General features: G+C 52.2%; 23 protein-coding genes. 6 read left to right on the plus strand and 17 right to left on the minus strand.

All coding sequences use genetic code 11. The annotated features are described in order from the left end of the window. Positions 1-312: 312 nt before the first annotated feature. Both BLV85_RS03855 and BLV85_RS03860 read left to right on the plus strand, forming a co-directional pair. Positions 313-726 carry a PA2779 family protein gene (locus BLV85_RS03855; RefSeq protein ID WP_090412321.1) on the plus strand — a complete coding sequence of 138 codons (414 nt, stop codon included), beginning with the start codon at positions 313-315 and terminating at the stop codon, positions 724-726. A 168-nt stretch (positions 727-894) separates the two neighbouring features. Beyond that, complete coding sequence (locus tag BLV85_RS03860) at positions 895-1,872, plus strand: PA2778 family cysteine peptidase (protein WP_090412322.1); 978 nt, start codon at positions 895-897, stop codon at positions 1,870-1,872. Between the two features lie 65 nt (positions 1,873-1,937). On the opposite strand, the gene BLV85_RS03865 is transcribed toward BLV85_RS03860, so the two are convergent. From BLV85_RS03865 to leuC, 16 genes are all read right to left on the minus strand, one after another. Next, on the minus strand, positions 1,938-3,113 hold the full coding sequence (locus BLV85_RS03865; RefSeq protein WP_090412324.1) for an O-succinylhomoserine sulfhydrylase: 1,176 nt from the start codon (positions 3,111-3,113) through the stop codon (positions 1,938-1,940). A 16-nt stretch (positions 3,114-3,129) separates the two neighbouring features. After that, positions 3,130-4,647: an amidophosphoribosyltransferase gene (purF, locus tag BLV85_RS03870; RefSeq protein WP_090412326.1), complete on the minus strand. Its 1,518-nt coding sequence runs from the start codon at positions 4,645-4,647 to the stop codon at positions 3,130-3,132. 94 nt (positions 4,648-4,741) lie between these two features. Beyond that, entirely contained in the window at positions 4,742-5,236 is a 495-nt protein-coding gene (locus BLV85_RS03875) for a CvpA family protein (RefSeq protein WP_090412327.1), read from the minus strand. Continuing rightward, a complete protein-coding gene (locus BLV85_RS03880; protein WP_090412328.1) occupies positions 5,237-5,884 on the minus strand; it encodes an SPOR domain-containing protein in 648 nt (215 codons plus the stop codon). A 20-nt stretch (positions 5,885-5,904) separates the two neighbouring features. After that, positions 5,905-7,197, minus strand: coding sequence for a bifunctional tetrahydrofolate synthase/dihydrofolate synthase (gene folC, locus BLV85_RS03885; protein ID WP_090412329.1), 1,293 nt, complete (start codon positions 7,195-7,197; stop codon positions 5,905-5,907). 66 nt (positions 7,198-7,263) lie between these two features. After that, a complete protein-coding gene (gene accD, locus BLV85_RS03890; RefSeq protein WP_090412330.1) occupies positions 7,264-8,157 on the minus strand; it encodes an acetyl-CoA carboxylase, carboxyltransferase subunit beta in 894 nt (297 codons plus the stop codon). Next, positions 8,154-8,987 carry a tryptophan synthase subunit alpha gene (gene trpA / locus BLV85_RS03895; RefSeq protein WP_090412332.1) on the minus strand — a complete coding sequence of 278 codons (834 nt, stop codon included), beginning with the start codon at positions 8,985-8,987 and terminating at the stop codon, positions 8,154-8,156. The genes accD and trpA overlap by 4 nt, the downstream gene beginning before the upstream one ends. A 59-nt stretch (positions 8,988-9,046) precedes the next feature. Next, positions 9,047-10,246 carry a tryptophan synthase subunit beta gene (gene trpB, locus BLV85_RS03900; RefSeq protein WP_218132773.1) on the minus strand — a complete coding sequence of 400 codons (1,200 nt, stop codon included), beginning with the start codon at positions 10,244-10,246 and terminating at the stop codon, positions 9,047-9,049. Further along, positions 10,224-10,859, minus strand: a complete 636-nt coding sequence (locus tag BLV85_RS03905) for a phosphoribosylanthranilate isomerase (protein WP_090412334.1) — start codon at positions 10,857-10,859, stop codon at positions 10,224-10,226. Before BLV85_RS03905 ends, trpB begins: the two co-directional genes overlap by 23 nt. Positions 10,860-10,886: 27 nt before the next feature. After that, positions 10,887-11,699 carry a tRNA pseudouridine(38-40) synthase TruA gene (truA, locus tag BLV85_RS03910; RefSeq protein ID WP_090412336.1) on the minus strand — a complete coding sequence of 271 codons (813 nt, stop codon included), beginning with the start codon at positions 11,697-11,699 and terminating at the stop codon, positions 10,887-10,889. A 138-nt stretch (positions 11,700-11,837) separates the two neighbouring features. After that, on the minus strand, positions 11,838-14,135 hold the full coding sequence (locus tag BLV85_RS03915; protein WP_245725084.1) for a motility hub landmark protein FimV: 2,298 nt from the start codon (positions 14,133-14,135) through the stop codon (positions 11,838-11,840). 231 nt (positions 14,136-14,366) lie between these two features. After that, on the minus strand, positions 14,367-15,488 hold the full coding sequence (gene asd / locus BLV85_RS03920) for an aspartate-semialdehyde dehydrogenase (protein ID WP_090412339.1): 1,122 nt from the start codon (positions 15,486-15,488) through the stop codon (positions 14,367-14,369). An 88-nt stretch (positions 15,489-15,576) separates the two neighbouring features. Beyond that, a complete protein-coding gene (leuB, locus tag BLV85_RS03925) occupies positions 15,577-16,638 on the minus strand; it encodes a 3-isopropylmalate dehydrogenase (protein ID WP_090412341.1) in 1,062 nt (353 codons plus the stop codon). Positions 16,639-16,656: 18 nt separating this feature from the next. Then, positions 16,657-17,295, minus strand: a complete 639-nt coding sequence (gene leuD / locus BLV85_RS03930) for a 3-isopropylmalate dehydratase small subunit (RefSeq protein WP_090412343.1) — start codon at positions 17,293-17,295, stop codon at positions 16,657-16,659. 11 nt (positions 17,296-17,306) lie between these two features. Beyond that, positions 17,307-17,435, minus strand: coding sequence for an entericidin A/B family lipoprotein (locus BLV85_RS03935; RefSeq protein ID WP_090412345.1), 129 nt, complete (start codon positions 17,433-17,435; stop codon positions 17,307-17,309). A gap of 27 nt (positions 17,436-17,462) precedes the next feature. After that, positions 17,463-18,878 (minus strand): 3-isopropylmalate dehydratase large subunit, encoded by a 1,416-nt coding sequence (gene leuC / locus BLV85_RS03940; protein ID WP_090412347.1) that lies wholly within the window; start codon positions 18,876-18,878, stop codon positions 17,463-17,465. Positions 18,879-19,167: 289 nt separating this feature from the next. On the opposite strand from leuC, the gene BLV85_RS03945 reads away from it, so the two are divergent. From BLV85_RS03945 to BLV85_RS03960, 4 genes are all read left to right on the plus strand, one after another. Continuing rightward, positions 19,168-19,692, plus strand: coding sequence for a cupredoxin domain-containing protein (locus BLV85_RS03945; protein WP_090412349.1), 525 nt, complete (start codon positions 19,168-19,170; stop codon positions 19,690-19,692). Positions 19,693-19,746: 54 nt separating this feature from the next. Beyond that, positions 19,747-21,222, plus strand: coding sequence for a cbb3-type cytochrome c oxidase subunit I (locus BLV85_RS03950; RefSeq protein WP_090412351.1), 1,476 nt, complete (start codon positions 19,747-19,749; stop codon positions 21,220-21,222). A 131-nt stretch (positions 21,223-21,353) separates the two neighbouring features. Then, positions 21,354-21,980 (plus strand): SCO family protein, encoded by a 627-nt coding sequence (locus tag BLV85_RS03955; protein WP_090412353.1) that lies wholly within the window; start codon positions 21,354-21,356, stop codon positions 21,978-21,980. Then, positions 21,964-22,533, plus strand: coding sequence for a hypothetical protein (locus BLV85_RS03960; RefSeq protein WP_090412355.1), 570 nt, complete (start codon positions 21,964-21,966; stop codon positions 22,531-22,533). The genes BLV85_RS03955 and BLV85_RS03960 overlap by 17 nt, the downstream gene beginning before the upstream one ends. Positions 22,534-22,773: 240 nt before the next feature. Here BLV85_RS03960 and BLV85_RS03965 read toward each other — a convergent pair whose 3' ends face one another. Continuing rightward, positions 22,774-23,739 (minus strand): formate/nitrite transporter family protein, encoded by a 966-nt coding sequence (locus tag BLV85_RS03965; RefSeq protein WP_176973916.1) that lies wholly within the window; start codon positions 23,737-23,739, stop codon positions 22,774-22,776. Positions 23,740-23,751 lie beyond the last annotated feature (12 nt).

Raw genomic sequence — 23,751 nt, forward strand, 5'->3', positions numbered from 1 at the left:
TTGTCGTGCATGTTGCATGCAGTATGCTCTGGCTGCTGCAATGGCTTATTCTATCATGCAGGATGCGCGGTCAAGACAGTAAGTCGTTATCTCTATCGGTAAAGTACATGCACACTATATAATCCCAGCTGCCTCAATTGGCCACTCAGCATATTCGTACAAGGTAAATTTTACCGGTCATGCCCATCATTATGATCTGAATTACAACATTGCGATCCCGCTCTAAGGAGCCGTGAAGGAAGAAGTGTTACAGTTATTTATGAGCGACTCCTGACTACCCACATTCAATACCAATAAAAGGAGAGATATATCATGCGTTTTTTTCATCGCATTCGTGTGGCACTCGCATTACCCTTGATACTGAGTCTTATCCTCACCAGTTTTCCCATGGCGGGTTTTGCCGCCAGCCATATCAGCACGGATCAGCTCATTGAAGACAGCATGCTTGCGACTGAACGTGCACGGATCCATGAATTTATGTCGCGCGAGGATGTGCGTGCTGAAATGACCGCTTTGGGTGTGGACCCGGATGAGGCGCTGGCCCGTATCAATAGTTTCTCGGATAGCGAAATACAGCTGATAGCCGGACAGATCCATGCCCAGCCCGCTGGGGAAGGCGCTATTGGCCCCATCATTGGCGCTCTGGTCGGGGTATTCATTATTTTGCTTATCACCGATTTGCTTTGCCTCACTACCGTCTTCAACTTCACCAAGTGCGCAAGATAAAGCTTCAACCCTGCAGCTGCCCCAGTTGGGCTGGTGGCGGCAGCATAACTCTACGGCTTTGCCGGTATGACCCGGCAGGCCGTAACGCAATGGCCGCGTTGCCATGTCCTGAAATGGGATCGCCATTTCTCTTCATGCCAGCTCGCCATGCTCTCTTAGGGCTCGCTAATGAGCCCTAAGCTACTGCGCCTATGCCAACAGGCCCAACTGGGGCAGGTCAACCTGAAACTGCGCGCAGGCCTGCAATGCTGTCTGCTGATGATTCTGCTGAGCGGTTGCACCGCACCGCAAACCCGGTTGGCGCTGGAACAACCAACGGGGTTTGCCAGGCAGGCGATAGTCGCGAATGTGCCATTCTATCCGCAAGAGGCGTATTACTGCGGTCCGGCAGCGCTCGCCATGATGCTAACCTGGGCAGGCATGCCAACCGGGCAGGAGCAAATAGCCCCCGAGGTTTTTACGCCTGGCCGGCAAGGCACGCTCACTCAGGATATATTGGCTGGCGCGAGACGCCATGGCGCTCTGGCAATCACCGTTGATTCCCTGAGCGATATCCTGACCGAGATTTCAGCAGGTAATCCCGTTATGGTATTCCAGAATCTGGGTCTGAAAATCTGGCCACAGTGGCATTTTTCGGTGGCTGTGGGTTATGATCTGGCCAACGAAAATCTGCTGTTGCACTCTGGCCTTACGCCTTATCGCACGACTGATCTGCATGCCTTCGAGCAGACCTGGCAGCGCGCTGGCGCTTGGGCGGTTACCATTACAGCACCCGATCGCTTGCCGGCAACCAGCACGGAAATTGCGGCACTGAAAGCGGCCGCCGGGTTGGAACGTGCGGCGCATTACACGGCCGCGATCACAGCCTATCAGGCCATCATCCAGCGCTGGCCCGAAAGCAAGATTGCTCGCATGGGGATAGGCAATACGGAATACAAGCAAGGCCGGTTTGAACAAGCGGCCACTGCCTTTCGTGCAGTCATCCAGATCGATGCTGCCTATGCCGCTGCCTGGAATAACCTCGCCCATGCGCTTGCCGGCCAGGGGCTCGGCAGCGAGGCGGCCGCAGCTGCCCGCAGGGCCGTTGTCCTGGACGCCAGCAACCCAGCCTATCAGGCGACGCTGCACGCGATCATACAGGACTGATGGCGCCCGGATTCCTGCTTTCCAGACAGGCTGGAAACTATGATGCCAAGGTGGCCAGAACCGGTTTAACCCAATCCGCGTGCCAGATCCGTTCTGATATCCGCTGGTGATTCCAGTCCAACTGCAATCCGCAACAGCCCGTCGCTGATGCCGGCAGCATCGCGCGCTTGCTGACTGATGCGGCCATGTGTCGTGGTGGCTGGATGAGTGAGTGTACTCTTGGTATCGCCAAGATTGGCTGTAATCGATAACAACTTGGTCGCATCGACCACGCGCCAGGCCATCTCCCGGCCCCCCTTCACTTCAAACGAAACGATACCGCCACCGGTCTTCTGCTGCCGCATGGCAAGCCGATGTTGCGGATGCGAGGGCAAGCCAGGATAAAAGACGCGCGCCACGTTAGGATGTGCTTCCAGCCATTGGGCGATTTCCAGTGCATGGGCGGAATGCGCCTGCATTCTGATGCCCAGGGTTTCCAGGCCTTTCAGGATCACCCAAGCATTAAACGCACTCAGCGTGGGCCCTGCCGTACGCAGGAAACCGAATATGCCGCCTTCCATGATCAAATCACGATTACCCAGCACTGCGCCGCCGAGCACCCTGCCCTGCCCATCCAGGTATTTGGTGGCGGAATGAATCACCAGGTCCGCGCCCAATTTCAATGGCTGCTGCAAGGCTGGTGTGCAGAAGCAGTTATCGACCACCAGCCACGCTTGGTTTTGATGGGCGATTGCAGCCAATGCTGCAATATCGGAAATTTCAGTCAATGGATTGGAAGGTGTCTCCAGAAAAAACATTCTGGTGCTGGGGTTAACGGCGGCCTGCCATTCTCCAGGTTCCGTAGCGGAGACAAAAGTCGTTTCGATTTTGAAACGATTGAGAATGTTGGTAAAAAGATTGACGGTCGAGCCAAACAAACTGCGTGATGCGACAACATGGTCTCCGGCCGATAACAGCCCCATCACACAGGCCAAGATGGCAGACATTCCGGAAGCAGTCGCAATACATGCTTCCGCCCCCTCCAGGGCAGCCAACCGCTCTTGCATGACAGTCACGGTTGGATTGGTGAAACGTGAGTAAATATTGCCGGGCTCCTCACCGGAGAAACGCGCCGCAGCCTGTGCGGCGCTATCGAATACGAAGCTCGAGGTTAAATATAAGGGTTCCGAATGTTCGTTAAATTGACTGCGGTGTATGCCGGCATGAATTGCCAAAGTCTCGAGATCTAAATCGCTGGTCATGGAGGTTCTTCAAAAATCAGTCTATCGGCAACAGGCTCAAATCGAGCTGGGTCGCGCGCCCGGTTTGTGACTGGCTGCCGGCGTTGCGCTGTGATTCGATTTTGTATAGGTATTCCTGGGTGACATTCCCCGCAATGTAGCGCCCATCAAAGCAGGAAGTCTCAAAATTGCTGACTTGCAGGTTGACACTGGCAATCGCCTGTTTGAGCGCATCCAGTTCTTGATAGACTAGGTAATCTGCCCCGATTTCCCGGCAAATCTCCTCATCGGAACGGTCGGTTGCAATCAACTCCTGGCGAGTCGGCATGTCTATCCCGTACACATTGGGATAACGCACGGGGGGCGCAGCTGAAGCAAAATAAATCTTATTGGCCCCTGCTTCCTGTGCCATTTGCACGATCTCGCGGCTGGTCGTGCCGCGCACGATGGAATCGTCGACCAACAAAACATTCTTGCCTCGGAATTCCATTTCAATCGCATTCAGTTTCTGCCGGACCGATTTGCGCCGATGTTGCTGACCGGGCATGATAAAGGTTCTGCCGACATAGCGGTTTTTAACGAATCCCTCCCGGAAGTCTATGCCCAGGCGATTGGCCAGCTGCAGGGCGCTTGGACGGCTCGATTCGGGAATCGGGATGACCACATCGATATTCAAATGCCGCATCGATGTACTGATTTTGTCGGCTAAATTGATCCCCATGTTGAGACGGGTTTCGTACACGGAAATCTCGTCCATCATCGAATCGGGCCGTGCTAAATAAACATACTCAAAAATGCATGGATTCAGGCTGGACTGGGTAGCGCACTGCTGATTGTAGAAATTCCCCTCTACGTCGATGAAAATGGCTTCACCTGGCGCAACATCCCGAATCAGGCGAAATCCGAGCGTGTCGAGCGCAACGCTTTCGGATGCCACCATGTATTCCGTACCGGCATCTGTTTCGATGGAACCGAATACCAATGGCCGAATGCCGTATGGATCACGGAAGGCCAGCAATCCATAACCGGCAATCATGGCGATGACCGCATAAGCCCCCTGACAGCGTTCGTGCACCCCCGAGACCGCCGAAAAAATTGCTGCGGGATCCAGCTGATAGCCGGCTGCGCGTTCCTGCAACTCATGCGCCAATACATTCAATAACACCTCGGAATCGGAATGTGTATTGACATGACGACGATCGGCGATGAATAACTCATGGTTGAGTGTATCGGCATTGGTCAGATTGCCGTTATGCGCCAGCACAATCCCGAAAGGTGAATTGACATAAAACGGTTGCGCTTCGGCAGGCGAAGAGGAAGAGCCTGCCGTCGGGTAACGCACATGGCCTATCCCCATATGGCCCAACAAGGCCCGCATGTTACGGGTACGAAAAACATCGCGCACCATGCCCAAACCTTTGTGCATATGGAAGGTATTGCCTTGGGCGGTTACGATACCGGCAGCATCCTGACCGCGATGCTGCAACATTAGCAGGCCATCATACAATAATTGATTTGCAGGTGACCGGGCTACTACACCTAGAATTCCACACATAGCGAGCTCGCTGAAAAAAGTGGATTACAAGAGAATTGAAAAGCTACCAATATGATTCACATGCATGGATGTGAATCAAACAGTCCCAAATGGGCTATCTATCAAAAACGACAAGATCCCTGAATTCCTGGGGCAACCAGGGAACGATATCAGCGGCCATGATTTCCAGTGGCTCGCTCAGCACCGCCTCCTGCCAGAAGGACTGTTGAGGCAATGGCGTGAAGCCGGCGGCTAATACCAGGAACAGCACGATGACCAATCCGCGCGCGAATCCAAATGCGGCGCCCAGCATTCTGTCGACAAGACCAAGCCCCACGCTCCTTACCAATGTTGACAGCAATTGAGCCCCCAGCATGGCCATCAGGAGCACAACAAAAAATGTCACGGCAAATGCCGACAGCATCCGAATGGACGGATCCTCAATAAAATCAGCCAGAAAGGGTTCTATCTCGACTGAATAACGGCTGGCAACAAAGAAAGCGATCACCCAAGCCAGCAGTGATACAACTTCTCTCACCAGGCCACGCGTTACGCTCAGTAATGCAGAAACAGATACGATGCCCAGCACAAAATAGTCGAAAGCCGTCATCTATTTACTCGTGATTACACCGCTTAAACCGATTGCCTTCAATCGCTCGTGTTCAGTCTCGGCCACGTCGCGTGTGGGAAACGGGCCAATGCGCACCCGAGTCATTTCATTATTGCCGATCTTAATTGTTTCGGTATACGCGCTGATGCCATTGGCAATGAGATTTTGCTGCTGCTGTTGAGCTTTGGAAACATCAGAAAATGCGCCCAGTTGTATGACAAATGCTCCCTCAGGTTTTTTTATGGCGGTTTCCTTGGCAACTTGATCCCGATTGGCTGGCCGCATCAGCGAAGGCTTTCTGGCTGGTACGGGTATCCCGCCGACTGCCGGATACTGGCTAGGCGGAATATCCGCCACTGCGGGAAAATCCGGATCGGTGAATGGCAACGGCTTGTCCAGTTCGGGCGCAATGGTCATATCCTCGGCCAAGGATTTATCCTCTTCGGGCAGCATCCAGGGGTAGGCGTCATCCACCAGATTTTCAGAAGGAATTAGAATGTCGATTTCCTGCTGCTCCGGCTTGGGTTCATCATCCAGGACCATAGGTAAAATGACCACTGCCAGAACGACAAGTGTAATCGCACCTATCAGGCGTCGTCTAGCGCGTTTCCTCAGCAGGATCTCTTCTTCACTGATATCTCTGACCATTTATGATTACCTGTTCATTTTCAAGAATTCGACATACCATGGCCTTCCATGACGGCACCCACTGTATGGAAAGATCCAAAAACGCATATTCTATCATTATCATGCGCATGTTCGCGCGCGTATGCGTAGGCACTGCGCACATCAGGAAATACATGTATAGCTTCTGGTCTGGCAACGCCCGCACCCTCAAGCGCTTGCGCCATTTGAGCCTTGGTGGCGCCCCGCGGCACTTCCAATCCCGCCACCAGCCAGCGGTCCATATGTGCTCCGAGTGCCTGAATCGTCGCGACCATATCCTTATCTTGCAACATTGCCACAATCGCATAGGTCTGCCCCGCAGCAGGCAAGGTACTGAGATTGAGCGCCAGTTCACGCGCCGCCGCCGGATTATGCGCGACATCCAGTATGGTCACAGGTTTACCAGGCAATACCTGAAATCTTCCCGGCAAGGTGACTTCAAGCAATCCCCGTCGAATGGCATTCATTGGCACCGGCAATCTGTCACGCAAGGCATCCAATGTAGCCAAGGCAGCACTGGCATTCTGCAATTGACAAGCGCCCCTCAAAGCGGGTAAAGGCAGACTGATCCCAGCACCATCGGAGCCTTGGTAATGCCATTGCACAGCATCAATTTTCTTGTAGCCAAAATGCTCGTGAATGCATGAAAGCCTGGCACCCATGATCGACATCTGCTGGCGTACACCTGGCGGTATGTCCGGTTCGGCACAAACTGCAGGCCTGTCGACTCTGAAGATTCCGATTTTCTCCAAACCGATGGCTTCACGGGTAGTGCCGAGATATTCCATGTGGTCCATATCAATACTGGTCAAGACCGCACAGTCAGGATCAAACACATTGACAGCATCGAGGCGCCCGCCCAGCCCCACTTCCATGATGGCAACATCCACCTCGGACTGGATGAACAGCAACATTGCTGCCAGGGTGCCAAATTCGAAATAGGTTAAAGATGTTCGGCTCAACTCGCGTGCCGTTTCGATGCGCTCAAAAGCAGAACATAAAAGATGATCTGAAATTTCCTGTTGATCGATACGTATCCGTTCCTGGTAGCGCACAAGATGTGGTGATGTATAACAACCGACGCGATAACCCGCGCATCCGAGTATCGATGCGAGCATGGCACACACCGAACCCTTGCCGTTTGTGCCGCCGACGATGATGACAGGAAAACCGGGCGTCAGGCCGGCCACCTCCTGCACGCTTTTCACCCGTTCCAATCCCATATCGATGGTTTTGGGATGGAGTTGACCAAGATAGTCCAACCAGTTATCCAGTGTCATTGACTGTGCGGCCATGATTCGCTGTGGCGCGGGCTAGATTGAGCGCTCAATCTGAGAAACAGAGAAAGCACTCAAGCCTGGTCAAGATTCTGCAGTAAAGGCTGGTTGGGTCACGGGAACTGGCGAGCGCATCAGCAAAGTGCATAGATTTGCCAAGCGATCCCGCATGGCCCGGCGATCGATAATCAAATCGATCGCACCATGTTCCAGTAAAAATTCCGCTCTCTGAAAACCCTTTGGCAATGTCTGCCGGACGGTCTGTTCGATTACGCGCGGACCGGCAAAACCGATCAACGCACCTGGCTCTGCAATGACGACATCGCCAATGAAGGCAAAACTGGCAGAAACGCCTCCCATCGTGGGATCGGTCAATACAGAAATAAACGGCAAGCGCGCTTTGCTCAGCTGCCCCAATACCGCCGTGGTTTTCGCCATTTGCATGAGCGAGAACAGGCCTTCCTGCATGCGTGCCCCGCCGCTTGCGCTAAAGCAGATAAAAGGAATATGATGCGTGATACTTGTCTCGACCGCACGAATAAAGCGTTCGCCGACGACCGAGCCCATCGAGCCCCCCATGAATCCAAATTCAAAAGCGGCGGTGACGACAGGCACAGATTTGATATGGCCACGCATGGCAATGAGCGAGTCGGTCTCGTTTGTGCTGGTAGTAGCTTGTGACAGTCTGTCTGTATAGCGTTTGCTGTCGCGGAATTTCAAGGGATCCTGAGGCAGAATTTCAGCCCCGAGCTCGTGACGATCTGCCGGGTCGAGCAATAGCTCGAGCCGCTGCCGCGCAGAAATCCGGTTGTGATGCCCGCATTTCGGGCAGACATTGAGATTCTTTGCAAGATCGGTGTAATAAAGCACCGCTTCACAAGAGTCGCATTTGCTCCACAATCCTTCCGGCACAACTTTCTTCTCGCCATTTTCCTTGCGCTTTATTTTGGGCGGGATAATACTGTGAAACCAGCTCATGAATCAGCTTCCCTCAAAGAGTTATCCGTTTTTGTTCCATCGATGGCATGACGCAAGGACTGCACAAACTGACCCACGTTATTCAGTAAATTGTCGGCTGAAGATTGCTCGATCTCTTCCACAATACGGCTCCCCACCACGACGGCATCCGCCTGTTCGGAAATAATCCGCGCGGATTGTGCGTCCCGTATGCCAAATCCCACCCCGATCGGCACATTAATGTAAGTGCGAAGCGATGCCAGCTTACGATTGACACTGTCGATATCGAGATGCGCAGCGCCCGTCACGCCTTTTAGCGAAACATAGTAAACGTATCCCTTGGCAAGTTTTGCCACTTGTTCAATCCGCGCTTGTGGTGTGGTCGGTGACAAGAGAAAAATAGGATCTATATCCCATTGTTCCAGGCATTGCACCCATTCCGCACATTCTTCTGGCGGATAATCCACCACCAATACGCCATCAACCCCAGCTTCATGCGCTTGCTTTGCAAAATTGGCATACCCCATCGCCTCGACTGGATTTGCATACCCCATCAGGACAACCGGAACTGTTTGATTAGTCTCTCTGAAGGTAGCCACCAGCGCCAGCACGTCTTTCAGGCCAACATGGTGTTTCAACGCCCGTTCGGATGCGCGCTGTATGGTCGGACCATCGGCCATCGGATCGGAAAAGGGCACGCCCAGCTCGATGAGATCCACCCCGGCCTGGACTAATTGATGCATCAACGCAACGGTAGTCTTGGGATCAGGATCACCGGCAGTGATGAAGGAGATCAATGCCTTCCGGTTTTGTTGCTTGAGACTGGAAAAAGTCGATGCAATACGATTCATTTAAAAGTTACTCAGTAGCGTCAAATAGCTGAAATTCTTACCCGGCATGACTCAATCGATCAAAGCGAGATACCTGACTGCTGCGCGACCGTTGCCATGTCTTTGTCACCCCGTCCGGACAAGTTGACCAGAAGCAATTGATCCTTGGCCAAAGTGGGCGCCAGCTTGGCGGCGTAAGCCAGTGCATGGCTGGATTCGAGCGCCGGCATGATGCCCTCAAACCGGCAAAGTGTATGAAATGCAGACAAAGCTTCTTCATCGGTGACCGCAACGTATTCGGCGCGGCCACAATCCTTGAGCCAGGCATGTTCAGGCCCGACGCCCGGATAATCCAGCCCGGCAGAAATGGAATGGGTCTCGATTATCTGTCCATTCTCGTCCTGAATCAAATACGTGCGATTGCCATGCAACACACCCGGTCTGCCAGTGACCAACGTTGCCGCATGCTGGTGGGTGTCGATTCCTTTGCCTGCCGCTTCCACACCGATCATGCGAACATTTTCCTCGCCGACATAGGGGTAGAACAAACCGATAGCATTTGATCCGCCTCCCACACATGCGATCAGGGCATCGGGCTGCCTGCCATAATCCTCGAGCATTTGCGACTTGGCTTCCCGTCCGATGATAGCTTGAAAATCCCTGACCATCATCGGATAGGGATGGGGACCGGCTACGGTACCGATGATGTAATAGGTATTTTCGACATTGGTTACCCAGTCACGCATGGCTTCATTCAGCGCATCCTTGAGGGTACGGGAACCCGAATCGACCGGGACCACCGTTGCGCCAAGCAGCTTCATGCGATAAACATTGGTCGCCTGGCGCCTGACGTCTTCCGATCCCATGTACACGATGCACTCCATGCCATAGCGCGCAGCGACTGTAGCACTGGCCACACCATGCTGACCTGCACCGGTTTCCGCGATGACCCGGGTTTTGCCCATACGCCTCGCCAGCAGCGCCTGACCCACAGTATTGTTGATCTTGTGCGCACCAGTATGGTTGAGATCTTCACGCTTAAGCAGGATCTGCCCCCCCCCCAGATGATCTGACCAGCGCTTGGCATGATAAATGGGGCTGGGCCGACCCACATAATGCTTTAATTCTCGATGAAACTCCGCCTGAAACTCGGCATCGTTCCGGTAATGCTCATATTGCTCACACAGCTCTTCCAGCGCCGCTATCAGCGTCTCGGCAACAAATGTGCCACCATATGGGCCAAAGTGGCCATGTGCATCAGGAAGATTGTAAATCTTCACAAGATTTTACTCCTTGCATAAAAGCAGAAATTTTAGTGACGTCCTTAATGCCTTTCGCGGATTCGACACCGCTTGAAACATCGATGGCCAAGGGACGCGTTTGTTTGATTGCATCCGCAATGTTACCGGGATGAAGACCGCCTGATAATATCCATGGCAGCGACATCGTGGCAGGGATCAATTTCCAGTCAAAAACTTGACCCGTCCCGCCCGGCTTGCCAGCCGTATAGGTATCGAGCAACAACCCTTGCGCATGTTCATGCTGCCGGGCATATTGTACCAAATCTAGCTCTGCTCGGACACGCACGGCCTTGATGTAAGGCAAACAAAATTGCGCACAAAATTCAGGCGATTCATCGCCATGAAACTGGAGCAAACTCAGGCCGGCTGCCGAGCAGCTTTCCTCTACCCAGGATTTATCAGGATTGACGTATACTCCCACAGCATGCACAAACGGGGGCAGAAGTTTCACGATCCGGCGGACGGCTGCAGGCGCTATATATCGTTCACTCTGGGACCACAGGATGAACCCAATGGCATCTGCTCCGCACTGGACCGCTGCGATGGCATCTTCTGGACGGGTAATTCCACATATTTTCACACGAACACGCATCGACTGAGTTTCCCAATAAGCTTGATGTTAGATGATTGCAGGCGGCCAGAATCCGTGCAAAGCAGCAACTGGATCAACCGTTCCACAAGCAGGGAAGTTCCATTTGGAGTCGTAACGGACGCCTGCCAGATACAACCCGTCTGGAGAAAATGTCGGGGCGGCAAATTTGCGGTCGCGCTGCTCGAGCAGCATTTGTACCCATTCGGGCGGATATTTGCCTTTGCCTACGTAAATCAGGCTCCCCAGGATGTTGCGAACCATATGATGCAAAAATGCATTTGCACGAAATTCAAACAGGAAAAAATGTCCCTGGCAGTTGATTTCCAGTTTGGTCAGCTGACGCACCGGACTCTTCGCCTGACATTCTGATGAACGGAAGGCACTGAAATCATGCGCACCCATCAGCATTCTTGCTGCGGCACGCATTTTTTCCAGATCGAGGCGGTCGTGAATCCAGCCAACTTTTCCCTGGCAAGCACCAGGACGCGCAGGCCGATTCAGCAAGCGATACAGGTAAGTACGCTCGATTGCACTGAAGCGGGCATGAAAATCGGAGCTGACTTGGGATGCCCATAGCACCGAAATATCGCCCGGCAGCCAGGCATTGGCACCCCGCACCCAGGCGCCCAATGGCCGCTGCACATGGGTGTCGAAATGCACCACCTGATAGAGCGCATGCACACCGGCATCCGTCCGGCCTGCGGCAACGACGTGTACCGGACTGCAGGCTATGCGCGACAAAGCGCTTTCCAGTTGGGTCTGAATCGACGCATGCTGGAGCTGCTTTTGCCAACCGCAGTACTCCTGGCCATTGTATTCAAGGATTAGGGCGATTCTCACAGCAAGATTAGTTGATCTCTGCCATTTGGGGTCGATGTCATGCTAGCGAAATGATGGCCTGCTTCCAGCCTGCCATGGCAACTGCCGGGCTGGGTGCGAAGTCATTGGAAGCAGCTTGCCAGGTAATGCACGACAAGCTTAATTCATTCCATCCAGCATCGAACGAGCCTTTGCCTGTTGTTCACTATCACCCTCTGCGAGCACCTCCTCGAGTATTTCCTTGGCGCCTTCCTTGTCATCCATTTCGAGATAAGCTTTGGCAAGATCTATTTTTGTTGCCACCTCGCGCCACTGCAAATCTTCATCGACAGGATAATCTTCAGCCGTTGTGCTCGAGGACTCATCGCCCAGATTCAAATCGATATGCGTCAAGTCTGGTTCCCTGAGCGATTTGCCCCGCAAGCCATGATCTGTATCGGCGCTGCCCACATCCGCGATATCTCGCTGTGAATCGCCCCCATGCGCATCCTCGATCAAAGTATCATGCTGCCCAATTTTTTCCTCGGCATGGTCATCATTGCGCTGTATGTCCAGATCCATGCCATAATCCGGGAAACTCCATTCCGCCTCTCCGGAATGATCCTCGAGCTTACCGGCATCTTCTTCAGCCGGGCTGACTGGATCGGGGCGCATGCCCCCGAGGGATGTATCTAGTTGGGTTGCCTCATCCGACAGGCTTGATGTCTCAGGCGCCCAGTCCGATTCAAGTGACAGCAGCGTATCGGCCGCATTTTCACCGGGATATCCATCCCCATCCTTCGAGAGGCTTTCTTCGACTCTATTCTCAAACTCGGACCTGGCATGCTCATGATGATCATCATGAAGTTTTAATGCAGACTGATCCATGCCAGTGTGCATCTTTTGTTGATTATCTGGCTCAAAACCGGTTTCCGCAAATGCTGCGGAAACCCGCCCTGCTTCGTTACCAAGATGGCTATATGAGGCCATGTCATCAAAATCATCGGCTTGCTCACTTTTTCGGCGAGCGATCGACGCAGCCAGCCAAATAGCGAGCAAGGCCGCAAGCGTTCCACCGAGCAATCCGCCATAGTCCGCTGTCAACGCGGAAAAGGTATCGAACATAGAAAATTTTTCGGATGTCGAATCTTCTGGTCGCTCGATGGCGTTGGGCAGCAGTTCAGAAGAAACCGGCTGTGCGGGAATTGTAAATTCAGGTATCGCCAGATCTTCCATCGGCTGCGGTGCCGAATTGGCAGCCAGGGCCATTGCTGAACGCGCCCCAGAGTACACCTCGTCATCTATCGGAACTCGATCCTGGGCGACCGGAATCCGGGTGTCCTCGGTTGTATTTTTCAGCTCGAGCAAACGCTGTAATTTGGCAATATTCTGTTCTAGGATTGCAACACGCTCATTGGCTTCCGCTAGCGCACGCGCTTTCGCGATGGCGTCTTCTTCCATCATACGCAGATATTGCTGTGCAGAATGGTTGTCGTCCTGCTTATTGGATTGCGGATCGCTATCCAGCAACTCTCCTTTTGAAAGAATCAAAACTTCTTCCGGCTGAGATGCGCCAGTCGTGGTTAATTTCTCTGAAATGGCAGTTATCTTGCCTGTGTGCGAACGGCGGATTTCATTGCTGCCTGGTACACCGGTGGCCATATCTGCGATATTTCGCCGGTAATTGTTCCAGCGCTCAGTCTGTATACTGACCTCACGAGTCGCTGTTTGCGGCGTAATGGCAGCAATGACGCTCTGATCAGGAATCCGCAGAATAGCTCCCACCTTGAGCAAATTCATATTCTTCTGCAGGAAGGCATCGCGGTTGGCACGGTACAGAGCTACCAGCATTTGATTAAGGTCAACATTGCCGGGGGATACCTGACGCGCAATTTTTGTCAAGGTATCGCCATGGTTAACCGGCCCGTAGGTCTTCCCGGCTTGGTCAGATGAGCCTGTCTGAGCGCTGGCGCCCCTGGGCGAATCATCGCTACCTTCAGCTGGGCCATCAATCTGCCCTCTGGCTGGCACCGCGGTACCGGCTGCCTGGGCTTTCGCTGGGTCGAGCAATACAGTGTAATCACGCAGCAGGCGCCCTGAAGACGAGTTAAGCTCGACCAATAAATTGATAAAAGGCTCATTGACAACCTGAGGGGAAGTCACCAGGAGATAGGGTTGGCCATCTATCCGTTGCTCCACTGAAACCGACAGCGATGAGTGATAGGGCAAATAGTTAAGACCTGCTTTCCGAAAAGCCTCGGATGATGCCACCCCGGCAGACAAAGAAGCAGCCTCTTGATCCGTGACCGATACCAGTGCGATTTCTGCTTTAAAAGGTTGCCCGAGATATGATCCCACGGTCAACTTTCCCAGACCGGCCGCATGGATCACCCATGAAGACATGAGTACGAGCACCAACAATGCCTTAAGGACAATACGGGAAAAATCCATCTCTTTCCTGAAATCAACTGTCTTCACACAGATACCTCTCTTATTTCTCGGATTAGCCTGGATAGTAGCATCGAAGAAAATTAGTGGAAAATTTGATAACTCATCGCAATACCGTTTATTTCGATAAATCTCATCAAAACCATCGGAGTTGTGGTCAGCCCCAATAACCATTCCGGTATGCCTGCCCGTAGCGGATGCTCAAACGCTTTCTCAGCTGAATAATGGTAGCGAGCAGGCCCAGAACCGAATAATCGATGGCTATGCTGCCTGCTGTTCAATCAGAATGCGCAGCATTCGGCGCAAGGGTTCAGCGGCGCCCCATAATAATTGGTCACCTACTGTAAAGACAGAAAGATATTCACCACCCATGGCCAATTTGCGCATGCGTCCGACATGCACATCCAGTTTACCGGTCACGGCAACTGGCGTGAGCTCCTTGGTGGTGGCTTCCTTATCGTTGGGTATGACGCGCACCCAATCATTGGCCCCTGCGACCACCGCTTCGATTTCATCCAGCGGAATATCCTGCCGAAGTTTGATTGTCAACGCCTGACTGTGGCAGCGCATGGCGCCTATGCGCACACAAATACCGTCAACTGGTACCGGCTGATCGGTGTGACCCAGAATTTTATTGGTCTCAGCCTGTCCTTTCCACTCTTCCCGACTTTGTCCGGGCGCCACTTCCCGATCTATCCAGGGTATCAGACTCCCTGCCAAGGGCACTCCAAAATTTTCTGCAGGAAACGTCTTGTCGCGCAGTTTTTGCGCGACTCTGCGATCGATTTCCAGGATATTGGATGCAGGATCATTCAGCAAATCCTCTGCCACATGGTGGGTTTCACCCATTTGCAGCAGCAACTCGCGCATATTCTGTGCACCAGCACCCGATGCGGCCTGATAGGTCATGACACTTGCCCACTCGACCATTTCCCGCTCGAATAATCCACCGACCGCCATCAGCATCAGGCTGACTGTACAATTGCCACCGATATAGCTTTTTACACCCTTGTGCAATGCTTGCTCGATTACAGACCGATTCACCGGATCAAGAATAATCACGGCATCATCATGCATTCTCAACGCGGAGGCCGCGTCTATCCAGTAACCCTGCCAGCCCGATTCGCGCAGTTTGCCAAACACCTGGTTGGTATAATCGCCTCCTTGGCAAGAGATAATGACATCCATTTTCTTGAGCGCCACGATATCAAAGGCATCCTTGAGTGGCACCATTTCCTTGCCAATATCCGGCCCTGCCTGACCCACTTGGGAGGTCGAAAAAAATACGGGGTCAATCAATGAAAAATCATTTTCTTCACGCATTCGTTGCATGAGCACGGAGCCCACCATACCCCGCCAGCCCACAAATCCTACTTGTTTCATATAATTCTTTAAACCTTTTGCAAAAGAAAGTTATCGATCAGTTGCTCATGCCCACATTGAGCGATTATCCGCCTGGCCAGTGCGAAACCTACATATTCGCGAGCACCGCATCCCCCATTTCCACCGTACCCACCCTTTTCATGCCCGATTCAAAAATATCGGCCGTCCGATATCCCTGCTTCAATACTTTCTTAACAGCATGCTCGATGCGCGAAGCAGCAATTTCCTGATTGAATGAATAACGCAGCATCATGGCAGTTGAAAGAATGGTCGCCAAAGGATTGGCAATATTCTTGCCAGCGATATCGGGAGCAGAGCCATGAATCGGTTCGTACAACCCTTTATTCTGGTCATTCAGGGATGCGGAAGGCAGCATTCCGATCGAACCGGTCAGCATCGAGGCTTCATCCGACAGGATATCGCCAAACATATTGCCCGTCACAATGACATCAAATTGTTTCGGATCGCGCACCAGCTGCATGGCTGCATTGTCTACCAGCATATGCGTCAGCGCCACATCCGGATATGTTTGCGCCGTCTCCGTCACAATATCGCGCCACAGTTGCGTACATTCCAGCACATTCATCTTGTCTACCGAACACACCTTGCCCTGCCGCCTGCGGGCGGCCTGGAATGCGATATGGGCGATGCGCCTGATTTCGGATTCAGAATAGATCATGGTATTAAAACCCACTCGCTGCCCATCTCTTTGTTCAATCCCGCGCGGCTGGCCGAAATAGATATCGCCAGTGAGCTCACGGACAATGAGGATATCCAGTCCCGCCACAATTTCCGGTTTCAGCGTTGAAGCATTTGCAAGCTCCGGATAAAGAATGACCGGACGTAAATTGGCAAACAAATTAAGTGTCTTGCGTATGGTCAGCAGCCCTTGTTCAGGCCGTTTTTCTCGAGGCAAATTATCGTATTTCAGTCCACCCACTGCCCCCAGCAGAACGGCATCGGCTTCGATCACCAATTTGCGGGTTGCTTCGGGAAAAGGCTCGCCGGTGGCGTCAACGGCACAACCACCCAGCAAACCGGATTCAAGCTCCATCTTCAATCCGTCTGCCATCAGAAACCGTAAGACACGCTCGGCCTGCGCAACAATTTCTGGACCGATTCCGTCACCGGCCAGCAATGCAATTTTCATATCACTTGTCCATTTTTATCACGTGAATAACCAGGGCTGTTGTTGCCGCCGGTTTTCCTCGAATTGCCTGATTTTGTCGGCATGCTGCAAAGTCAGTCCGATTTCATCGAGTCCGTTGAGCAAGCAGTGCTTGCGAAATGGATCAATTTCAAAGGGATAAACATCATTCGAGGCTGCTGTAACCGTCTGTGCAGCCAAATCAATCAGCAAACGATAGCCGTTGGTAGCAATCGTATCCTGGATCAATTTATCCACTACAGCCGCCTCCAGCACGATTGGCAGCAATCCAATCTTGAAACAGTTATTGAAGAATATATCGGCGAAACTTGGGGCAATAATGGCCACAAAACCATAATCCTGCAAGGCCCAGGGCGCATGCTCCCGGCTCGACCCGCAACCAAAATTATCACGTGCAACCAGTATTTGGGCACCTTGATAACGCGCCTGATTAAGGATGAAATCCGGGTTAATCTGACGTTGCGAGGCATCCATACCTGGCTCGCCATGATCGAGAAAGCGCCATTCATCGAACAAATTCTGTCCAAAACCGGAACGCTTGATGGATTTCAGAAATTGCTTGGGTATAATGGCATCGGTATCGACATTGGCGCGGTCGAGCGGTACGACCAGGCCATGACATCGCTCAAATTTTTTCATGTATTTAGATTTTATTTAGCCGTTCTTTCAATCGCTTCGCCGCCGCGCTGAAGATCTTTACCAAATCCTTGCACGGTGTTGCAGGCCGACAACTGCGCCGCAATGGCCAGCAATAGAAGAAATGTGAATATCATTTTCATGTTTAATCCCGGAAACAAAGAGAAACTTTATTGACGAGGAAAAGCACGCACATCGACAAAATGGCCGCTCACAGCCGCTGCCGCCGCCATAGCCGGACTGACCAGATGGGTACGGCCTCCCGGACCTTGCCTGCCTTCAAAATTACGGTTGGAAGTCGACGCACAACGTTCTCCCGGCATCAATCTATCATCATTCATCGCCAGGCACATCGAGCAGCCCGGTTCACGCCATTCAAATCCAGCTTCAAGAAAAATCTTGTCCAACCCCTCCTGCTCAGCCATGGCCTTGACCAATCCAGAGCCAGGCACCACCAACGCCAGCTTGACATTTGGCGCAACATGCCTGCCTTTGACAACTTGCGCGGCTTCGCGCAAATCCTCGATACGGGAATTCGTGCAAGACCCAATAAACACTTTATCGATATGGATATCTTCAATCGGCATATCGGGCAATAGCCCCATATAGTCCAGTGCATGCTCAATATCCTTGCGCTTGACTGGATCGGCGCACTGTGCCGGATCGGGTACACGCCCATCAATAGCGGTCACCATTTCCGGCGAAGTTCCCCAAGTCACCTGTGGTCTAATCTGTGAAGCATCAAGCTCGACTGTTCGCGCAAAGACCGCGCCCGGGTCGCTGTTCAAGGTGCGCCAGTAAGCCACCGCCCGGTCCCAGTCAGCCCCCTTGGGCGAAAAAGGACGATTTTTGAGGTAATCGATGGTGACCTCATCGACACCGATCATGCCTGCGCGCGCTCCGGCCTCGATCGCCATGTTGCAAAGGGTCATGCGCCCTTCCATGGAAAGCGCCCGGATGGCACTGCCCGAAAACTCAATGGCATAGCCCGTACCACCGGCCGTTCCAATGGCGCCGATGACTGCCAACGCAATATCCTTGGCAGTCACACCCGGTAACAATACTCCGTCGACCTCGACCCGCATTGCCTTGGATTTCTTCGTCAATAAACACTGTGTGGCCAGCACATGCTCAACCTCGGAGGTGCCGATCCCGAACGCCAGGCAGGCAAACGCACCATGCGTGCTGGTATGAGAATCCCCACAGACCACTGTCATGCCGGGCAGCGTTGCGCCTTGCTCAGGGCCGATTACATGGACAATACCTTGCCGCTTGTCATTCATTTTGAACTCGGTGATCGCCAGTTCTTCACAATTGCGATCCAGGGTCTCGACCTGCAATCGCGAGACCGGGTCACTGATGCCAAGGCTGCGATCGGTGGTTGGCACATTATGATCTGCTACAGCCAGCACCGAACTGCTTCTCCAGGGCCGCCGCCCTGCCATCTTCAACCCTTCGAAAGCTTGCGGACTGGTGACTTCATGCACCAAATGACGATCGATATAAAGGATCACCATCCCATCCGGATCACTTGACTCCGTGTGGACGACATGATCTTCCCATAACTTGTCGTATAACGTTTTCATTTTCGATATGATTGCCTGCTTTTTACTTTTCACGATTATCCCATAAAGGCCAGTCAACTAACAAATTGCCAATCAGATCGCACACCATTTTTGAGTAACAATTATCAGTTACTTCCTGGCATTAACATCCATATAAAAATGCCTGTTTTTTTACAGGCCGATCGAACGTAACTCAATAAACCACAAGGCAAAAATGGATTTTAGAATGTCAAGAATTAGTTGACATCGATTTGTATCAAATGTAGATTCGACGCTTTGAACGTCAACCTAATGGAGGGAGAAATCTAAAATGGTCTCAACAGTTTATGCTATCACACTTGTGTGCATAGCCTTGATAGCAGCGGTTTTCTATTTTGTCATCGCCAATTCCAAAAAAGCTGAAGCGGATTACCCGTCAATTACCAAAAAATGGTATGGCGTACGTGGCAAATGGTTCCTGTTTCTGATCACACTCGGTCTCGTTATCACATACTTTTCACTGAGTCCTTTCCCGATCCCAGATCAAAAGAAAGACTATCCGGCCAATGATCATCAGGTTGTTAAAGTTGGGGCCTATCAATGGTATTGGACCATGACACCCGATACCGTGGAAGCCGGCAAACCAGTGGCATTTCTGGTAACAGGTGAAGACGTGAACCATGGATTCGGCATTTATGACGAAAACTTGAAACTGGTCGGTCAAACCCAAGCGATGCCAGGCTACACCAACAAGCTCGTGCATGTATTCGACAAGCCAGGCAAATATAAGATCCTCTGCCTGGAATATTGTGGGCTGGCACATCACGCCATGATCACCGAGTTAACCGTAAAGTAAGTAATTCAATAGCATAGCAATGTCGCAAAGAAAAATTAAAGAGTGGAGGGCACAATGAGCAGTACAGCAGCAAGTAGAAAGATTGAATATAGTGACTCAGAAAACAGGAATGCCTTGATTGCGGTCAAAGCACATTTGATCGGCGGTTTATTGGTATTTCTGTTGATGATGCTGGCCGGATTTGCCATGCGGGCAGCCCAAGGCACCTGGCTGGAAATCGCCGTTGATTTGTTTTACCAAATCATGACCGTTCACGGCGTAGGCGTTGTCGGTGCGGCAGGGATCGCTTCAACCGGCGTGCTCTGGTATTTCCTGCGCCAGTATGTGCGTTTGAGCAATACCATTTTTTGGGTTAATTTCTGCATTTTCCTGACCGGGGTCGTCATGATCCTCGGCTCCATTTTCCTTGGCGGCTATGGCGGCGCGTGGACCTTCCTTTATCCATTGCCAGCCATATCAATGGGCGCCTGGTCCACTGGCGCAGCAGCTGTCTTCCAATTGGGGCTGCTGGTAATCGGTACTGGTTTCCTGATTCTGTATTTGGATATCGGCCGTGCCATTCTTGCCGGCTACGGTAGCCTGGCTGCCGCCCTCGGACTGCCTCAGCTGTTCGGCAAAGTACCTGTCGACAATACACATCCACCCACCGTTGTGGCTGGCACCATGGTGCTGATCGTCAATTTCCTGGGAATCGCAGCAGGTGCAGTGGTATTGGTAATGGGTTTGGTCAATCTCTACAATCCAGAATTCCAACCCGATGCCTTGCTGATGAAGAACCTGATTTACTTCTTCGGCCATGTTTTCATTAACGCGACCATTTACGCCTCGGTAACAGCAGTGTATGAATTGCTGCCGCGTTATACCGGCCGCCCCTGGAAAACCAGCAAAGTCTTTTATGCAGCCTGGTTTGCCATCGTATTCATGGTAATGGCCGTTTATCCACACCACTTGATGATGGACTTCCCAATGCCGCAATGGATGCTGGTAATGGGCCAGATATTATCTTTTGGTAGCGGCATTCCGGTCCTCGTTGTCACTGGCTACGGTGCCCTGATGATCGTTTACCGCTCCGGTATTCAATGGAGCACCACTACGAAATTGTTATTCCTGTCCATGTTTGGCTGGGCAGCGGGTGTCATTCCTGCAATTCTGGATGCCATGGTGACCATCAACCGCGTATTCCACAACACCATGTGGGTGCCAGGGCACTTCCATTTCTACTTGCTGCTTGGATTGTTACCGATGATTATCGGCTTTACCTATCACCTCGCTGGTGAAGGCCGCCAGAAAGAAGTCAAAGCAACCGATAATGTGGGTTTCTACGCCTACCTTATCGGCGGCTTCCTGACTTCGATGGTGTTCCTTGCCAGCGGCGCCAGCAGCGTTCCACGCCGCTGGGCCGTGCACATGGATGAATGGGTCACCTTTGCGCAAGTTGGCACTGTCGCCGCCGCATTGGTTGTATTGGGCACGTTATTGTTTATATTACGTGCGCTGATCAGCCTGCCCAGAGCGGCTGATCCCAGCTAAAACAGCCCCCCCCTCCCTGCCGCACTTGGCGGGGAGGGATTGCGAAAAAAGCAGAAACGTCTAGAATAGCGCCACGATAAGCAACACCGTTTCAATAATTTTAGGCATTTCTGCCGAAGGAGAATTAAAGAATGAGAACTTTCCTGGCAACGACTCTGATTGTCATTACAGGATTACTCATTCTCTGGACCAGCACAGATGGGGGGCGTGCCTTTACCGCTGAAGAGGCCCGCCGTCTCGACGTACGCGAAAATCCCCGCCCCGTTCCTCACTGGCAGCTGGAGAACCAGAGTGCCGAGATCATCACAGTCAACAATTGGCACGGTCATTTCATAGTCGTTGATTTTATCTACACGAGTTGTCCAAGCGTATGTCTGATACTCAGTAGTGGTCTGAGGACGCTACAAAAGGATCTTGCCGACAAACTGGAGAACAGCCGTTTACACTTGCTAAGTATCAGCTTCGACCCGGAAAAAGACACCCCGCAAAGGCTCAAGGAACACCTTTCCCATTTTTCTGCCGATCTTCGATCCTGGACAGCATCCCGTCCAACCAGCCCATCTCAGAGAGAAGCCATTCTCGACTTCTTTAAAGTCATTGTCATCCCTGATGAATACGGTGGATACACGCATTCTGCCGGTTATCACGTCATCGATCCAGAAGGCCGGCTGGTCGCCATTTTTGGCGTCGAACAACTCGATGAACTTAAAGAATACCTAATTCAAGCACTGAACACAGAAAATGCTCCTCAAGATTAAGCAGGAATGGCTGCCACTGGCAGCTTGGTTCATTTTGGCCCTCCCCCCCATGCAGCGGTTTCTCGAACAAAGCATGGTCACGCACATGCTGGTACAAATTCCGATGCTGATCATCATCGGATGGATGATCGGGAAAACATTGCCCGCCGAATGGAAGGCGAAAATTGCCCCATGGAATCGATGGGGTATAACTGGCATGGCACTGACTATTGTCATCATGGCCTATTGGATGCTGCCCCGCTCTCTGGACGGCGCCGTGTCGGAATGGTATTTTGAAGTCCTGAAATTCATCACCCTACCTGTCATGGGCATTGCTCTGAATCTGAGCTGGCCGTTGCTCAATTCGATCGCACGGGGCGTACTCATGCTTGAATTCTGGGCAACCCTTATGCGCCTTGGATGGTTGTATCTGGATTTGCCCGATCGTCTGTGCGCAAACTACCTGTTGAGCGATCAGCGTATCTTGGGGCAATTGCTTTTGCTGGGAGGAAGCGCCTACGCCATCAGCTGGACACTCCGCATCATGTTTGGCACCAAAATTATCAAGGCCTGATTAAATACTATATTCTTCTTCCCGGTCGGATATCGGCCGAAGAAGAACCAATAAGCATCGCAAACCATGCGCCAAATCAAGAAGATGAATGGCGTGCAAGGCACCTCCCATTCTCGTACGGTTTTCCATGCGCACGCGGCATCAGACATAGGCATAGACTTAGTCGCTATTTTTCAACAACTTTACCCATAAAAAACGGTGATGCGCGCATCACCGTTTTTTTAACTGTACTGATCAGTACTAGGCACTATGCGTGCGGTACCACAACATCGAATTGAATATCACCGCACCCAGAATATTACCAATCGTCACAGGAATCTGATTCCACCACCACCACTGTGAAATGGTCACATCAGCCCCCGACAGTATCCCGATCGGAAAAACAAACATGTTTACCACAGCATGCTCAAAGCCTAACGCGAAGAAGGTGGCGATTGGCAACCAAATCAGCATGACCTTGCCAGGCACGCTACGCGATGCTTTCGCAAAAACCGGGCCAAGGCTGACCAGCCAGTTACACAATACCCCCATGCCCACTGCAGCCAGCCAGCCATTCATGCCAAATTCGGAATAAGAAGCTTTCTTTTCAGCGAGCTTGGCCAGTGTAGTCAATACACCGCTGGGCTCCGTAGAACCGCCCTTCGTCAACGAGAACCAAAGCAACCAGGCGAAGAAAATGCCCCCCACCAAATTGGCGACAAATGTCCAGGACCAGTTGCGCACGACGCTCGGAAGCTTGATTCGTCCGGCAAACATGGCCATCGGCATGACCGAGAAACTACCGGTTGCCATTTCCAGACCGAGCATGGCCAGCATGATATATCCCACTGGGAAAATCAAACCTGCGGCCGCTGTCGTCCAGCCCTGAGATACCAATAACGCAGTCAATGCCGTAGCATAGGCAAGAAATGGCGTACACAGAAATCCTCTCACCAGGATCTGCGATACATTGAATTTACTTTTCTTGACTGCATCCTCGACCAGATCGCGCCCCATCTGCGGCGGCAACACCTGATCCAAGGCCGAAGCATCGCCGCCTTTAGCAGGTGCAGCACCCATACTTCCCGCGGCAACACTGGCGGAGGATGACGCTGTTGTCACATTTTCACCGGCATGCCCACCACCGCCTGACAAGCTTTCGGCGACAATACTTGATTGAATGACCTGTTCGTTTGAACTGATCGTAGGTTGTTCGGATTCTTTCATATTTTCTCTTAG

This window comes from Nitrosomonas halophila, assembly GCF_900107165.1.
Classification (GTDB): domain Bacteria; phylum Pseudomonadota; class Gammaproteobacteria; order Burkholderiales; family Nitrosomonadaceae; genus Nitrosomonas; species Nitrosomonas halophila.

Bases quoted from the DNA above. Each gene is read 5' to 3' on its own strand.
- BLV85_RS03855 (WP_090412321.1), top strand. From the start codon at position 313: ATGCGTTTTTTTCATCGCATTCGTGTGGCACTCGCATTACCCTTGATA.
- BLV85_RS03860 (WP_090412322.1), top strand. From the start codon at position 895: ATGAGCCCTAAGCTACTGCGCCTATGCCAACAGGCCCAACTGGGGCAG.
- BLV85_RS03865 (WP_090412324.1), bottom strand. From the start codon at position 3,113: ATGACCAGCGATTTAGATCTCGAGACTTTGGCAATTCATGCCGGCATA.
- purF (WP_090412326.1), bottom strand. From the start codon at position 4,647: ATGTGTGGAATTCTAGGTGTAGTAGCCCGGTCACCTGCAAATCAATTA.
- BLV85_RS03875 (WP_090412327.1), bottom strand. From the start codon at position 5,236: ATGACGGCTTTCGACTATTTTGTGCTGGGCATCGTATCTGTTTCTGCA.
- BLV85_RS03880 (WP_090412328.1), bottom strand. From the start codon at position 5,884: ATGGTCAGAGATATCAGTGAAGAAGAGATCCTGCTGAGGAAACGCGCT.
- folC (WP_090412329.1), bottom strand. From the start codon at position 7,197: ATGGCCGCACAGTCAATGACACTGGATAACTGGTTGGACTATCTTGGT.
- accD (WP_090412330.1), bottom strand. From the start codon at position 8,157: ATGAGCTGGTTTCACAGTATTATCCCGCCCAAAATAAAGCGCAAGGAA.
- trpA (WP_090412332.1), bottom strand. From the start codon at position 8,987: ATGAATCGTATTGCATCGACTTTTTCCAGTCTCAAGCAACAAAACCGG.
- BLV85_RS03905 (WP_090412334.1), bottom strand. From the start codon at position 10,859: ATGCGTGTTCGTGTGAAAATATGTGGAATTACCCGTCCAGAAGATGCC.
- asd (WP_090412339.1), bottom strand. From the start codon at position 15,488: ATGAAACAAGTAGGATTTGTGGGCTGGCGGGGTATGGTGGGCTCCGTG.
- leuB (WP_090412341.1), bottom strand. From the start codon at position 16,638: ATGAAAATTGCATTGCTGGCCGGTGACGGAATCGGTCCAGAAATTGTT.
- leuD (WP_090412343.1), bottom strand. From the start codon at position 17,295: ATGAAAAAATTTGAGCGATGTCATGGCCTGGTCGTACCGCTCGACCGC.
- BLV85_RS03935 (WP_090412345.1), bottom strand. From the start codon at position 17,435: ATGAAAATGATATTCACATTTCTTCTATTGCTGGCCATTGCGGCGCAG.
- leuC (WP_090412347.1), bottom strand. From the start codon at position 18,878: ATGAAAACGTTATACGACAAGTTATGGGAAGATCATGTCGTCCACACG.
- BLV85_RS03945 (WP_090412349.1), top strand. From the start codon at position 19,168: ATGGTCTCAACAGTTTATGCTATCACACTTGTGTGCATAGCCTTGATA.
- BLV85_RS03950 (WP_090412351.1), top strand. From the start codon at position 19,747: ATGAGCAGTACAGCAGCAAGTAGAAAGATTGAATATAGTGACTCAGAA.
- BLV85_RS03955 (WP_090412353.1), top strand. From the start codon at position 21,354: ATGAGAACTTTCCTGGCAACGACTCTGATTGTCATTACAGGATTACTC.
- BLV85_RS03960 (WP_090412355.1), top strand. From the start codon at position 21,964: ATGCTCCTCAAGATTAAGCAGGAATGGCTGCCACTGGCAGCTTGGTTC.
- BLV85_RS03965 (WP_176973916.1), bottom strand. From the start codon at position 23,739: ATGAAAGAATCCGAACAACCTACGATCAGTTCAAACGAACAGGTCATT.